The organism is Candidatus Terasakiella magnetica (assembly GCF_900093605.1).
GTDB lineage: Bacteria > Pseudomonadota > Alphaproteobacteria > Rhodospirillales > Terasakiellaceae > Terasakiella > Terasakiella magnetica.
The window spans coordinates 120093-133431 of record NZ_FLYE01000045.1; the positions used below are offsets into that span (position 1 = coordinate 120093).

The window sequence follows — 13339 nt, forward strand, 5'->3', positions numbered from 1 at the left end:
GTAAAAATCTAAGAAATAGACGCAGGTGAAAGATGGATTTCCCGGCACGATATTGGCACGCACTTGAAGATGGGCGCATCCAATGCGACCTGTGCCCGCGTGATTGTAAAATCAAACCGGGCCAGCGTGGTTTATGTTTTGTGCGCGCCAATATAGATGGCAAAATGGCCCTGACGACTTATGGACGCTCCAGCGGCTTTTGCATTGATCCGGTTGAAAAAAAGCCCTTAAACCATTTTTATCCCGGCACACCGATCCTGTCTTTTGGCACAGCGGGCTGCAATCTCACCTGTAAATTCTGTCAGAACCACGATATTTCCAAATCACGTGCTTTTGATAAGTTGCAAAGTAAAGCCAGCCCAGAGATGATTGCACAGGCGTGTGTGAAAATAAAATGCAAGTCGGTGGCTTTTACATATAATGATCCGGTGATTTTTTTAGAATATGCGGTGGATGTGGCTAAGGCGTGCCGTGCGCGTGGTATTAAAACCGTGGCGGTGAGTGCAGGTTATATCCATGATGAGGCACGCAAAGAATTTTTCAGCCATATGGATGCCGCCAATATTGATTTAAAAGCTTTTCAGGAAGAGTTTTATCACAAGCTTTGCAGTGCCCATCTAGATAACATCCTTGAAACATTGGTTTATTTAAAACATGAAACCAATGTCTGGTTTGAAATTACCGACCTGCTTATCCCCGGTGAAAATGACAGCGCTGAAGAAATTGATGCCATGACCAAATGGGTGGTGAAAGAATTGGGCGTTGATGTACCCATGCATTTCAGTGCCTTTCACCCCGATTGGAAAATGCTGGATAAACCGCGCACGCCTGCGCAGTCTTTAATTCGTGCACGTGAAATTGCCCTTAAAAATGGCGTGCGTTATGCCTATACGGGCAATGTTCATCATGAAGAGGGCGATACGACTTATTGCCATGGCTGCGGTGAGGTTTTGATCAAACGTGATTGGTATGAGCTCTCACAATATAATCTCACATCCGATGGCAAGTGCCTTAAATGTGGGGAGGCTTGTGCCGGGCGGTTTGAAGGGGAAGCAGGCGATTGGGGCCGCAAGAGGATGCCTTTGCGGTTTCGCTAAATTAGAAAAACGTATGATTTTTTATTTATTTTCCATGAAATTGAATAAACCTAACTTTTTTATGGTTCCTTTCAGGGAAACTTCCCGCTAACCTGTGAAAAATGACGATAGAATAAAAATGAGGATTTCATGAAAATTTCGTTTACCAAACCGGGTTTGCCGGAAACTGGCGTACTTGTTGTGACAGGCTTTGACGGCGGTGAATTTTCCGATAGCGCAAAAGCAATTGATAAGGTGGTTGATGGTACTTTGTCGCGCGCAGCAAAGGTTGCGAAATTTAAAGGCAAAACAGGCGAGATGGTCTCACTGCTGGCTCCTGCGGGAACAAAGCTTGAGCGTGTTTTGCTGGTGGGTGCAGGCAAAGAGAAAAAGCTTGATCTCCTCACAGCTGAAAAACTCGGCGGTACTATTTATATGGCCCTTGCCGGTAAACAGCCCCGCACGGTTACCATTGCCTATGATGCGGTTGAAGAAAGCAACGGTCGGGTTTGGGAAGAAGCCGCCCATGTGGCTTTTGGCGCTTTGTTGCGTAGCTTCCGCTTTGATAAATACCGCACTAAAGAAGAGGCAGATAAGAAACCATCCATTCGTGCACTTAAAATCATGACCCCAAGCGGTGGTCGTGCGCGAAAAGCCTTTGATGTACTTTCCAAAGTGGTTGATGGTGTCTTTTTAACCCGTAATCTGGTTTCTGAACCTGCCAATATCCTTTACCCTGAAAGCTTTGCTGATACGTGCCGTGAACTTTCAGAGCTGGGCGTGGAAGTAAATGTTCTGGGCGAGGCTGAAATGCATAAGCTCAATATGGGCGCTTTGTTAGGTGTGGGCCAAGGTAGTGTGCGCGAATCTAAGCTCGTGACCATGCGTTGGAATGGTGTGCAGGGCCGTGGACGCAAGGCACAGGCCACACAAATCGCCTTTGTCGGTAAAGGGGTGACCTTTGATACGGGCGGGATCAGCATTAAGCCTTCTGGCGGTATGGAAGATATGAAATGGGATATGGGCGGTGCTGGTACGGTAACGGGCCTGATGAAAGCACTGGCGGGGCGCAAGGCTGAGGTCAATGTGGTCGGCGTGATCGGACTTGTTGAAAATATGCCCGATGGCAACGCACAGCGCCCGGGTGATGTGGTAACTTCCATGTCGGGGCAAACCATTGAGGTGATTAACACCGATGCAGAAGGGCGTTTGGTGCTGGCGGATGCCTTGACCTATACCCAAGAAGAGTTTGAGCCTAAAACAATGATCAATCTGGCTACCCTGACAGGTGCGATGTTGGTCTCGCTTGGGAATGAGCGCGCAGGCGTTTTTGCCAATGATGAAGAACTTGCCGAACAGCTTAAAAAGGCGGGCGATGATACGGGGGAGAAAGTCTGGCCTTTTCCTATGGATAGTGCCTATGATGATTTGCTCAAATCTAAAATTGCCGATATGAAAAATACCGGCGGGCGTTTTGCCGGCAGTATTTCAGCAGCAAAATTCCTTCAGCGTTTTGTCAAAGACACCAAATGGGCCCATATTGATATTGCCGGTATGGCATGGTCAAATAAGGAACGCCCAACCGTGCCGCAAGGTGGCACAGGTTATGGCGTGCGTTTGCTGGACCGTTTGGTTGCCAAATATTACGAAGCTTAAGGTTTTTATAGAGTGACGGATATCGCGTTTTATCACCTGACGAAATTCTCGTTGGAACAGGCATTGCCCAAACTGTTGGAAAAAACCCTGCAGGTGGGAAAACGCGCCGTTGTTCAAGTCAGCAGCAAAGAGCGCGCTGAAGCCTTGGCGAATGACCTGTGGACCTATAGTGCTGAGAGTTGGTTGCCCCATGGCACGCAAAAAGATGGTCATGCCGAAAAACAACCCATTTGGATTACGCCAGAGACTGAAAACCCCAACGGGGCGCAATTCCTGTTTTTAAGTGAGGGGACACAGAGTAGCGAGCTGCCTTCATATGAGCGCTGTTTTGTGGTGTTTGATGGGCGCAGTGATATGGCTGTTCAAAAAGCCCGCGAGCAATGGAAAACTTATAAGGATGGCGGGCATGAGCTGGCTTATTGGCAACAGACCGATACGGGCGGCTGGGAGAAAAAAGCTTAAAGAGTCTGAGCTTTATAGCCCTTTGGCAAAGTCGCTTAAGTAACGCAAACCCTGTATGGCGCGGCTGCCATACCATGAGGTCATTTCCCCATCAATAATATGCAGTTTATCAGCGGGTACCTTATAGGTTTGCGCAAATTCTTTAAGATGCTCGCTTTTAAATAAAAACGGCTCACTTGAAAATAATACCGCATCAACCTGATCTAAAATGCCAGTTTCCAAATCAATCTCGGGATAGCGTATATCACTTTCTTGAGGATAGGTGATCATATTGGCAATCTTTAAAGATTGGGAGATATAGGTCTCTGGCGCAATGGTCATCCACGGCTCTTTCCAGATGAAATAGAGCACTTTTTTCTCATCAAGCTCCATGGCGCTCAGTTGCGCTTGGGTTTGGGCGGCTTGTAACTCACTGATTAAACGCGCAGCTTCACCTTTGCGATCAAAGATATTTCCAATGAGGCTAAAAAGGTCGATGTTATCGGCTGGTTTATTGGGGTGGGTGACCACAATATGGGGAATGAGCTTTGAGAGTTCTTCCACCAGCTCTTTGGGGTTTTCATCGATATTGACGATCAGATGGGTTGCTTTGAGCTTTTTAACTTTTTCAAGGTTAACCTGCTTGGTGCCGCCAATGCTTTTAACCTGTTTGACTTGCTCTTTGGGGTGAACGCAAAAAGCGGTGCGTCCCACAAGGTTTCCCCCAAGCCCCATATCAAATAGAAGCTCGGTAATGCTGGGTACTAAAGAGATAATACGTGCATCAGTTGCTGGATTATGTTGAGTGCCTATGGCATCAATAAACATGGATAAAGGCCAGAAGGCTTAATCAATGATGTTAAACAATGTGTCAAAACGTGACAGTTTAAACATGCGTTTCACAAGGTTGTTGGCACCACGAATGGAAAGCCTGATCCCACATTGTTGTGCAGCTTCTTGAAGCTCTAACATCATGCCAAGGCCAGAAGAGTCGATATATTCAAATTCATCAACGTCTAAAATCCATTCCTTTTTTTCGGACTGTGGCATTGCATCAGCAATCTCAAGCATTTTAGGACGAGAAGATGATTTAATATTCCCGTAGAAAGCCACACGTTTTACGTTACCTTCGTCTAAAAGAGAATATTCCATGTGTGACCTTTTTGAGTTTGATTCTTAATGTTGTTCGTAAACTAGACAGATTTCACAACGAATACAAGTGTCTATAGTTGTATGTCTATTGATCCTTTACGCTATTTACACTTATATCAAAATGCTAATCAAGTATATACTCTGTGCAAATACCTACTTTAAAGGGATATGTTTATGCGCCTGTTAACATGCATTCTATTTTTGCTGATTATTTCCCCCGCTTGGGGCCAAGAAAAGCCAGAAGACCCAATATTGGCAGAGCGTGGCTGGCATGTGCTGAGCTTTGATTATAAAAAACCCAATGTCTTTCGCGCCCATGAAGATGGTTCTATTGAAATCTCAACAAACGATAGCGTTTCGGTTCTATATAAAAGTCTCGATGTAGACTTAGCCAAGACGCCCGTTCTTTCATGGCAGTGGAAAGTGGACCAAACGGTGCCTGTAACCGATTTAAGCGTGAAGGGCAAAGATGACCGCGCCGTTGCCCTTTATATCAGCTTTCCTTTTGATTATGAACGCGCAGGCTTTTGGGAGCGTTTCATCCGCGCCATTGTGGTTGCCTTTAAAGGTGAAGATACGCCGGGCCGTGTGCTCACTTACGTCTGGGGTGGGGCGTATGAGGCGGGCACTGTTATTGAAAGCCCTTACCTAAAAAGCGCAGGTGGCATGACGATCTTGCGAAAAGCAACCGAGCCCACGGGCATTTGGTATCGCGATCAAATTAATATCGCGAAGGACTATGAACGCATTTTCGACCAGCCAGCCAACCAGCCCTATCAAATCGCCATTTCAGCCGATACGGACGATACAAAAGTCACCAGCCGCGCTTTTGTAAAAGACATTCGCTTTGAATAAATGATAATGTGCGCGCTCATGTTTTTATGCTCCCTCTAACCTCATGATTTGTTGTTAAAAATGTATATTGAACACGAAAACCCGCCTAAAGAACAACTCAAAGCCTTAATGGAATTATATTCAAAAGGTGAGCTTTTGAAGGCTTTGGAAAAGGTTGAATTCTTTTTGAAGGAATATGACCAGTCTATTTTCTTATGGAATGTATCGGGCGCTGTTCATTTAGGGCTTGGCAATTTTCAGGGTGCTGAGCTTTCTTTTAAAAGAACTGTCGAATTGAAACCTGATTTTGCTGAGGGCTTTTGCAATTATGGTCTTGCACTCCATAAGCAAGATAAAATCAATGAGGCGGTCAATGCATATCAAAAAAAACTGGAATTAAAACCGGATTTGGCAGAGGTACATAATAACCTTGGTCATTTATATCGGACTCATAAAAAGCATCATGAGGCAGTGGAGAGTTATGGAAAAGCATTAAAGTATGACCCCGAAATACCGGAAGCTTTATTTTTTAAACATCATGAGCAGGCCCATATTTGTGATTGGAGTTTTTATGATGAATTTGATGCGATTAAGGACGATTTAGGAAAAGACGGCGCTGCGGTTGAACCCTTTAGCCTGATTAGTAAAGCAGATGATCCGCTTCTTCAAAAACGTTGTGCACAAAATTGTGCAGCGATAAAGCATAAAAGAAGCGAGAATAAACATTTCGAAAAGCCAGCCACGTTTCCTGAGAAAATCCGCATTGGTTATTTCTCCTCTGATTTAAATAATCATCCGATTATGTATTTATTTGCTGGGGTTTTAGAGCAGCATGATAAAGAAAAGTTTGAGATTATTGCCTTTTACTACGGCTCTGAAAAATCGGACCCTTTGAAAGAACAGGCGCAAAATAGTGTAGATGAGTTTATTAACATTAGGACGCTTTCTGATAAGGATGCATTGGCGCTAATAAAAGAAAAGAAACTCGATATTGCTGTTGATATGAACGGTTATACGGGGATTAGTAAGACAGGATTGTTCGCTTATCGTTTAGCGCCTGTACAAATAAATTACCTAGGTTACCCAAGCACAATGGGTGCACCATTTATGGATTATATTGTTGCGAATAAAACGCTGATCCCTGATGAGAATAGACAATTTTATTCTGAAGAAATTATCTATATGCCTCATTCTTATCAGCCTAATGACGATACAAGAGTGATTTCTGATAAGGCACAATCGCGCGCGGATTATAATTTGCCTGAAGACGGCTTTGTCTTTTGTTGCTTTAACAATAATTATAAATTCACACCGCGAGAATTTGATATCTGGATGCGTTTATTAAAGCGCGTTGAGGGGAGTGTGCTTTGGTTGTTGCAAACAAACCAATGGACACAAAGCAACCTCTGTAAAGAAGCTGAGCGACGCGGTGTTGACCCAAGCAGGATCATTTTTGCCGATAAGGTCGATCCTGCAGAACACCTGGCGCGCCAGCGCTTAGGTGATCTGTTCTTAGATACATTTAATTATAATGCCCATACAACCGCGAGTGATGCTTTGTGGGTTGGATTGCCTATTTTGACAAAAGTCGGTTCTCAGTTTGCAGCCCGTGTTGCAGCCAGCTTGTTAAATGCAATTGATTTACCTGAGTTGATCACTCAAACCGAGCAAGAGTATGAAGAGCTGGCTTATGAGCTCGCAACGAATAAAATGCACCTACAGACGATTAGAGAAAAGCTGAAGTCAAATAGGTCTAATAAACCTTTGTTCGATACAAAGCTTTATACACAGCATATAGAGGCCGCTTATAGAACCGCGTATCAAAAGTATTACGATGGCTGCGAGGCTGTCACCTTTGAGGTTGGTCCTGAGCCTAGGAATATGTGAGCCTCAACCGCCTTATTCTTCACTAATGGAGTGAATGAAGCTTGAGACAGTTTGATCAAGGGAGCGAATGTCAGCGTTCATGCTTTCAGCTTCCCAAAGCATCTGGATTGACGTGCCTGAGGAACGCGCGATCGCTTGGATCATATCACGGACTTTTTCAGAAACATCTTTGGCTTCATCATCAAGACTATTCACACTATCAGCAATATGGCGGGTTGAATTTTCTTGTTCGCTAACCGCATTTGAAATGGTGGATGAGATTGTGCTCATCTGATCGATTGTGGAATTGACGATGGCGATAGTATGGGCGGTCTCACCTGTTGCATTTTGGATTTGCATGATCTGTTCGGTGATGCCTTGGGTCGCTTGGGCCGTTTGATTGGCAAGATTTTTAACTTCGCTTGCAACAACGGCAAAGCCTTTACCCGCTTCACCTGCACGGGCAGCCTCAATAGTGGCGTTTAGGGCCAGCAGGTTTGTTTGATCGGCAATGCTGGTGATTAAATCAACCACTTCACCAATTTTATCTGCCGCACCGGATAGGCCTTGAATTTGTTCATTGGCGCGATCGGTTTGTTCAACCGCATTGGTGGAAATTTCAGATGATTGTTTCACCAGATCCCCAATATCGTGAATTGAGCCCGTCAGGCCGTTTGCAGTGGTGCGCATACTTTCAATGCTCACGATTGTGCGTTCCATGGCCTCGGCTACTTCAATGGAAATACTCGCGGATTTGTTCTGTGTTTTTGTGGCGTGTTCAGCGGAAGTTTCAACGGTTTGCGCACTTGTTGAAACCGTTGAAATCGTCTGTCCGGCAACAGTGCGGAACTGGCCCGTTTCATTTTCAACAAAAACAGCACGTTCTTGTTTTTGTTGCTGTTCAAGGTTTTGTTGTTGTTGCAGGGCTTCGGCTTGGTTTTTAGCTGTGACAAAGTCAAGGATTGCTAAACGGATCGCTTCAATTTCTAAAAGTTTACTTTCCGGGATGCGTTTTGTCGCACTACTGTCATCAATATTATTCAGCGCATGGCGGATTTGAGCCAAAGGCGTGATGATAAACCTTTTTGCCAGCATCTGGATGGCGAGGAATAAGAGAATAAGAAGGAAAATTGAAAAGACCATCGTGAGCAAGCTGGAGTTGGCTTGATCTGTGGTCAGGTCCGCATTGGCCTTCATTTTTTCAGAGGCCTCATGGGCCTGATTGTTTAAAATGTTACGCAGGTTATCTAGTTGGGATTTTACCCGTAGGTTGGCTTGTGTTGTTTCTTCTTCATTCAGCACTTCCTGTGCGCGCAGTGAAAACACTTTATTGAGTGTTTCTAGTATCTCAACCTGTTCGCCCAGCAGTTCAAAGTCACCCGTATTGGGCATGCGCTTGAGATAGGCATTTGAACGTTTAACAAGTGTGGCAAATTTCTTTTGTTCTTTCTCTATAATCTTGAGATCGCTTTGGCTTTGCAAAGAAAGGAGCAGCGTTGCAATGTCGCCAACAGAATTGATCAGGTTTGAGCTGTTATTGTTGAGAACGAAAAGTTCGTTAATTTCTTCAGCAAGGACCTCAGGTTCCCCGCTTGAGGAAATTTCTTCGAGTTTTTCTTCCACCTGAAAAAAAGAATCTTCTGAGGCTGAGCCAAGGGTGCTTTTAAGGTCTGATAGGGTGTCTTTTGCTGTTTTTACAGCCTTGGCGATCCCTTTAGAAAGCGTATCATTTTGATCGCCAAGGGACTTGGCTGTCGAAATCTCTTGCCACACTTTATCAACAGATGAGCTGTTTTCTGTATCCAGCAGTTTTTTGAGTTCTGTTGTTTGTTTGCTTAAAGCCGCATAGGTTTGAGAGCGTTCTTCAATTGTTTGGCTATGAATAAGTTGCAAGGTTGCTAAAACGATCTCATCAGTAATGAAAACGGCTTTATGGTCTTTAGAGGTGATATCAATCAACTCACCTGTTGCTTTTGCTTCATTAGAGATCTGATTCAAGGTGGTGATCCCTGAAATACCCAGACCTGAAATCATCACGATTAAAGCGATAAACCCAAAGAAAGTGCTTCTTGCCAGTGAAATCTGTTTCATAGCTTGCCCATAGCTAAACAAGGGTAGGCCAAGCAAATAGAATGCTCAGCCTGCCCGTATTTTGATTTATTTTGTTGAAAGAGTGAGTGTCTTAGAGCTGCTGTGCTTTGCACCGCCAACACTGTTAAATGTTGCTAAAGACATCAAGATGGTGCCATTTGTGGGAATGATCGCATCATCTGGATTACCTGTATCAACCTTTCTTGCCAGCTCCAGCGTCCATGTGCCATTTGCCCATGTGCTTTTGGCTTTGATGTCTGCAATGCTGCCTGAGGGAGAATCCGCCAGCTTATAGCGCGGCATGATATCTTGTTCTTTCACATCATATTTGGCTGATTTATAAAGCTTTGGGCCTTCATCACTCATGCGGCGGACATAGACAACGCCATTGTCCCCTTTGAATTTTTTCGCTTTTTCAAAAGGCTGGGCATCAATTTTCCACCATTTGTCATGGGCAATACCATTGGGGTCTGAACGTGAGGCTTTCCAGTGCCAAACATCGGCTGTAAAGGATTTGCCAGACAGTTTATTGGCATCGAAATCGCCGCCCATCGCAAAGCTCAAGGCAAGGCGGTCTTCTTGTTCTTTAGTCCGTTTGTAACTAACCGTTTCTTCATCCCATTTATAAGGTTTGTGAAGACGGTTTTCATTTCCATCTTTCCAGACAGCTAGAAAATAAATCATATCACCATTGATTGCGGCTTTTAGGTTGACTGACTTGGTACCATCTTTGCCATCAAGCATAACCTCAGTGCCTGTCACAGACGCCCAGTCCGCAGCATTGCCATCAAGAGTGATCGCTGTTGCCTTGGCTGCGGTGATTGTTTCACCAGCATGAGCCAGATGCGCGCTACCCAATAAAACGCATGTGCCCGCAAGAGTGGTAAGCAATTTTGATTTCATTTTCATTTATACTTATCCCTGAATTTATATCATAGAAATGAATGATTGAACTCCTGAGGGAACTAATCATCCTCAAAAGATGTGGGATTTTATATAAATTTTTATTTAAATTGAAATAAGTATTTTTACGTATCTTTTAAGAAGAAGATAGTAAGCTGCTGTTAGTAATGACTTTATTATATTAAATTTCTTTTATCTTAGAATAATTTTAAGTTGATTCCAAGGCTTCAGCAAGCTCTAGCCATTCCATTTCGGCTTCTTCAAGTTGATTGGAAACATCACCCAGTTTGATTTGGATTTCTTGTAGTTTTTCACTGGGGCCCTCATAAATTTTCGGGTCTGCCAGTTTGGTTTCTATTTTCTCTTTTTCCACTGTTAATTGTTCCACGCGCTTTTCAGCGGCCTTGGCTTTTTTGCGCAAAGGGGCTTGGGCGGCGCGTTGGGCAGCACGGTCTTGGCGGTTGGCTTTTTTCTGGTTTATGGTGCTGTCTTGGTTGCTTGTTGATTTCTTTTCGCCTTTGCGGCTTTCAATCAATTGGCGTTTATATTCATTTAAATCACCGTCAAAGGCTTTGCAGTCGCCTTTTTCAACGATCCATAGGCGATCACAGGTCAGTTCCAGTAGGTGAGGGTCGTGTGACACAATCACCACAGCACCATCATAATTGTTAATGGCTTGGACCAAAGCTTCGCGGCTATCCACATCTAGGTGGTTGGTCGGCTCATCTAAAAACATGATGTGGGGGGCTTCATAGCTCATCAATGCAAAGAGCAGACGGGCTTTTTCCCCACCGGAGAGCTTTTCAATTTTACTGTCAGCGCGCTCACCTTCAAAACCAAAACGACCAAGCTGCGCACGTACTTTTGACTCAATAGCACCGGGCATAAGCTGGGCCATATGGTCAAAAGGTGTTTTTTGTACATTGAGCTCATCGGTTTGATGCTGGGCAAAATAGCCGACTTTCAACTTGGATGATTTGCGCACCATGCCATCAAGTGGCTTAAGGCGAGACGCCAGCAGCTTCACAAGGGTGGATTTACCGTTCCCATTGGCCCCAAGCAGGGCAATGCGGTCATCCATATCAATGCGCAAGGATAGGCTTTTTAAGATCGGCTTATCGGTTTCATAGCCAACGGTGGTGTCTTCCATGGCCAAAAGCGGGGAAGATAGCGGTTCAGGGTCGGGGAAATCAAAAGAATAGGTCTTTTCTTCCATGACCGAGGCGATGGGCTCCATACGTTCCAGCATCTTAAGGCGGCTTTGGGCCTGTTTGGCTTTGGTTGCCTTGGCACGGAAACGATCGACAAAACTTTGCAAATGTTTGCGTTGGGCCAATTGTTTGGATTGGGCTTTGGCTTGGAGGGCAAGCTTTTCACGCCGTGTTTTTTCAAACACATCGTAATTACCGCCATAACGGTTGAGCTTGCAATGTTCCAGATGGACGATCTCATCCACCACATTATTAAGAAGGGTACGTTCGTGGCTGATGACCAAGATGGTGCCTTGATAGCGTTTTAGATAATCTTCCAGCCACATGACGGCTTCAAGGTCGAGGTGGTTGGTTGGCTCATCCAGCAATAATAGGTCAGGCTTGGCAAAAAGGGCAGCCGCCAAAGCCACGCGCATTTGCCAGCCCCCTGAAAAATCACTGCACGGGCGCATTTGGGCGTCATGGTCAAAGCCAAGGCCTTGTAAGATGGTGGCGGCGCGTGCTGGCGCACTATGGGCATCAATATCGCTTAGACGGGCGTGAATTTCACCAATACGGTTGGGGTCTTGGCAGGTTTCGACTTCTGCCAGCAGGCTTTCACGCTCGGTATCTGCTTTAAGGACTGTTTCTAATAAACTGTCCGTTCCTGTGGGGGCTTCTTGGGCGACTCGGCCCACACGGGCGCGCTTTTGCACAGAAAGGCCGCCATCATTAGGAGAAATCTCATCCATGATGAGTTTAAACAATGTGGACTTGCCTGTGCCGTTTTTGCCCACTAATCCCACCTTGTGACCCGCCGGAACAACTACGGTTGCTTGGTCAAACAAGAGGCGCCCGCCAATGCGGTATGTCAGATCATTTATATGTAACATGACGCCTAAATAGCATAATTTTTGTGCAAATCATCAGGAAAGTTCAATTTCCTGATTTGTGCAGTTGCAAAATCTTTTTCGACACTGTATAAGGCGCCCACTTTGTCGCAAGGCATGAGCGTTGCGGCTTAACAGAGATTTATATAGATAAAGGGGTTTCCCTAGTATGGCTATCGAACGTACACTGTCCATCATCAAGCCGGACGCAACTCGTCGTAACTTGACAGGTCAAATCATCGCACGCTTTGAAGAAAAAGGCCTGCGCGTTGTTGCTTCTAAACGCATCAAACTGTCCCAAGCACAAGCTGAAGGCTTCTACGCTGTACATAAAGAGCGTTCTTTCTTTGGTGAGCTGGTTGAATACATGATGTCTGAGCCGGTTGTTGTTCAGGTTTTGGAAGGCGAAAACGCTATCCTTGCTAACCGTGAGATCATGGGCGCAACAAACCCTGCAAATGCTGACGAAGGCACAATCCGTAAAGATTTCGCTGTCGACGTTCAAGAGAACTCAGTACACGGTTCTGACGCTCCTGAAACGGCTGCTGAAGAAATCGCTTACTTCTTCTCTGCATGTGAGATCGTTGGCTAATCAATCCTCTTAGGATTTGTTAGCGCAAAGATTGCGTGCATACAGAATTTAAAAAGACCCGTTGGGATGACCTGACGGGTCTTTTTTTGTGGGAGGCTCACAGATTTGACCAACGTCATATGTTGGATCGTTTGAGGTTGTTAAGGAAGGGCAATCTTATTTATTTGGAGTTTCTCTCATGACGAGTTTTTATTTTTCCCTTGCTGGTGATAACCAAATTGCTGCTGTTGAAGCCGATATCGAGTTAGGCCAGCAGGCTGATGGAAGTGTTGTTCATGAGATTTTTAATTGTCCTGCCCAAGCGCAGATTGAAGATGCAGCATTTTTGTTAGTAAAAGGCCCTCTTAAAGAGGGGAGTTTCAGGCATAGTTTTGTTGATCTTGCCTCTGGTGGTTCCTCTTGCTGTGGCTCTTGTAGTTAAGAGCCTTTTTCATATTTATCTTTAAACCATAAAAGGACATCCTCAGGCGCGGTGAGCTTATAGGCACGGTATCCGGCTTGACTGTTCTTTTGATGGGCAATTTGCAGGACGCCGCCTTTAAAATAGGTTTGAGTTCTGATTTCTTTAAAGTCTGCGTCTTTTGGAAGCTGGACAATATAGGTTTTATTGGGGCCTTTCATCTCGTCTCCTTCTTATAAATTTACGCC

The 13339-nt window shown here is 44.9% G+C and carries 13 protein-coding genes; 7 read left to right on the forward strand and 6 right to left on the reverse strand.

Features of this window, described 5'->3' with window-relative positions:
- Nucleotides 1-32 precede the first annotated feature (32 nt).
- The 3 genes from amrS (at nucleotide 33) to MTBPR1_RS13955 (ending at nucleotide 3194) form a co-directional block, all read left to right on the forward strand.
- Nucleotides 33-1097, forward strand: a complete 1065-nt coding sequence (gene amrS / locus MTBPR1_RS13945; protein ID WP_069189629.1) for an AmmeMemoRadiSam system radical SAM enzyme — start codon at nucleotides 33-35, stop codon at nucleotides 1095-1097.
- A gap of 129 nt (nucleotides 1098-1226) precedes the next feature.
- Nucleotides 1227-2732 (forward strand): leucyl aminopeptidase, encoded by a 1506-nt coding sequence (locus tag MTBPR1_RS13950; protein ID WP_069189630.1) that lies wholly within the window; start codon nucleotides 1227-1229, stop codon nucleotides 2730-2732.
- A gap of 12 nt (nucleotides 2733-2744) precedes the next feature.
- Nucleotides 2745-3194: a DNA polymerase III subunit chi gene (locus MTBPR1_RS13955; protein ID WP_069189631.1), complete on the forward strand. Its 450-nt coding sequence runs from the start codon at nucleotides 2745-2747 to the stop codon at nucleotides 3192-3194.
- 12 nt (nucleotides 3195-3206) lie between these two features.
- On the opposite strand, the gene MTBPR1_RS13960 is transcribed toward MTBPR1_RS13955, so the two are convergent.
- Both MTBPR1_RS13960 and MTBPR1_RS13965 read right to left on the reverse strand, forming a co-directional pair.
- Complete coding sequence (locus MTBPR1_RS13960) at nucleotides 3207-4001, reverse strand: helical backbone metal receptor (protein WP_069189632.1); 795 nt, start codon at nucleotides 3999-4001, stop codon at nucleotides 3207-3209.
- A gap of 18 nt (nucleotides 4002-4019) precedes the next feature.
- Complete coding sequence (locus tag MTBPR1_RS13965; protein ID WP_069189633.1) at nucleotides 4020-4325, reverse strand: STAS domain-containing protein; 306 nt, start codon at nucleotides 4323-4325, stop codon at nucleotides 4020-4022.
- A gap of 174 nt (nucleotides 4326-4499) precedes the next feature.
- Here MTBPR1_RS13965 and MTBPR1_RS13970 point away from each other — a divergent pair, with 174 nt between their 5' ends.
- Together MTBPR1_RS13970 and MTBPR1_RS13975 are read left to right on the forward strand one after the other, a co-directional pair.
- On the forward strand, nucleotides 4500-5180 hold the full coding sequence (locus MTBPR1_RS13970; protein ID WP_069189634.1) for a DUF3047 domain-containing protein: 681 nt from the start codon (nucleotides 4500-4502) through the stop codon (nucleotides 5178-5180).
- A gap of 60 nt (nucleotides 5181-5240) precedes the next feature.
- Nucleotides 5241-7046 (forward strand): O-linked N-acetylglucosamine transferase, SPINDLY family protein, encoded by a 1806-nt coding sequence (locus MTBPR1_RS13975; protein WP_069189635.1) that lies wholly within the window; start codon nucleotides 5241-5243, stop codon nucleotides 7044-7046.
- Between the two features lie 12 nt (nucleotides 7047-7058).
- Here MTBPR1_RS13975 and MTBPR1_RS13980 read toward each other — a convergent pair whose 3' ends face one another.
- From MTBPR1_RS13980 to MTBPR1_RS13990, 3 genes are all read right to left on the reverse strand, one after another.
- Complete coding sequence (locus tag MTBPR1_RS13980; RefSeq protein WP_069189636.1) at nucleotides 7059-9116, reverse strand: methyl-accepting chemotaxis protein; 2058 nt, start codon at nucleotides 9114-9116, stop codon at nucleotides 7059-7061.
- A gap of 66 nt (nucleotides 9117-9182) precedes the next feature.
- Nucleotides 9183-10025, reverse strand: coding sequence for an ethylbenzene dehydrogenase-related protein (locus tag MTBPR1_RS13985; protein ID WP_069189637.1), 843 nt, complete (start codon nucleotides 10023-10025; stop codon nucleotides 9183-9185).
- Between the two features lie 202 nt (nucleotides 10026-10227).
- A complete protein-coding gene (locus tag MTBPR1_RS13990) occupies nucleotides 10228-12102 on the reverse strand; it encodes an ABC-F family ATP-binding cassette domain-containing protein (RefSeq protein ID WP_069189638.1) in 1875 nt (624 codons plus the stop codon).
- A gap of 166 nt (nucleotides 12103-12268) precedes the next feature.
- On the opposite strand from MTBPR1_RS13990, the gene ndk reads away from it, so the two are divergent.
- Together ndk and MTBPR1_RS14000 are read left to right on the forward strand one after the other, a co-directional pair.
- Nucleotides 12269-12691 carry a nucleoside-diphosphate kinase gene (gene ndk, locus MTBPR1_RS13995; protein ID WP_069189639.1) on the forward strand — a complete coding sequence of 141 codons (423 nt, stop codon included), beginning with the start codon at nucleotides 12269-12271 and terminating at the stop codon, nucleotides 12689-12691.
- Between the two features lie 178 nt (nucleotides 12692-12869).
- Complete coding sequence (locus MTBPR1_RS14000; protein WP_069189640.1) at nucleotides 12870-13112, forward strand: hypothetical protein; 243 nt, start codon at nucleotides 12870-12872, stop codon at nucleotides 13110-13112.
- On the opposite strand, the gene MTBPR1_RS14005 is transcribed toward MTBPR1_RS14000, so the two are convergent.
- Nucleotides 13109-13312: a hypothetical protein gene (locus MTBPR1_RS14005; protein WP_069189641.1), complete on the reverse strand. Its 204-nt coding sequence runs from the start codon at nucleotides 13310-13312 to the stop codon at nucleotides 13109-13111. The genes MTBPR1_RS14000 and MTBPR1_RS14005 overlap by 4 nt on opposite strands.
- Nucleotides 13313-13339 lie beyond the last annotated feature (27 nt).

What these genes read in the sequence shown, in the direction of transcription:
- amrS (WP_069189629.1), top strand. Translation starts at nt 33, where the DNA reads ATGGATTTCCCGGCACGATATTGGCACGCACTTGAAGATGGGCGCATC.
- MTBPR1_RS13950 (WP_069189630.1), top strand. Translation starts at nt 1,227, where the DNA reads ATGAAAATTTCGTTTACCAAACCGGGTTTGCCGGAAACTGGCGTACTT.
- MTBPR1_RS13960 (WP_069189632.1), bottom strand. Translation starts at nt 4,001, where the DNA reads ATGTTTATTGATGCCATAGGCACTCAACATAATCCAGCAACTGATGCA.
- MTBPR1_RS13965 (WP_069189633.1), bottom strand. Translation starts at nt 4,325, where the DNA reads ATGGAATATTCTCTTTTAGACGAAGGTAACGTAAAACGTGTGGCTTTC.
- MTBPR1_RS13970 (WP_069189634.1), top strand. Translation starts at nt 4,500, where the DNA reads ATGCGCCTGTTAACATGCATTCTATTTTTGCTGATTATTTCCCCCGCT.
- MTBPR1_RS13975 (WP_069189635.1), top strand. Translation starts at nt 5,241, where the DNA reads ATGTATATTGAACACGAAAACCCGCCTAAAGAACAACTCAAAGCCTTA.
- MTBPR1_RS13980 (WP_069189636.1), bottom strand. Translation starts at nt 9,116, where the DNA reads ATGAAACAGATTTCACTGGCAAGAAGCACTTTCTTTGGGTTTATCGCT.
- MTBPR1_RS13985 (WP_069189637.1), bottom strand. Translation starts at nt 10,025, where the DNA reads ATGAAAATGAAATCAAAATTGCTTACCACTCTTGCGGGCACATGCGTT.
- MTBPR1_RS13990 (WP_069189638.1), bottom strand. Translation starts at nt 12,102, where the DNA reads ATGTTACATATAAATGATCTGACATACCGCATTGGCGGGCGCCTCTTG.
- ndk (WP_069189639.1), top strand. Translation starts at nt 12,269, where the DNA reads ATGGCTATCGAACGTACACTGTCCATCATCAAGCCGGACGCAACTCGT.
- MTBPR1_RS14000 (WP_069189640.1), top strand. Translation starts at nt 12,870, where the DNA reads ATGACGAGTTTTTATTTTTCCCTTGCTGGTGATAACCAAATTGCTGCT.
- MTBPR1_RS14005 (WP_069189641.1), bottom strand. Translation starts at nt 13,312, where the DNA reads ATGAAAGGCCCCAATAAAACCTATATTGTCCAGCTTCCAAAAGACGCA.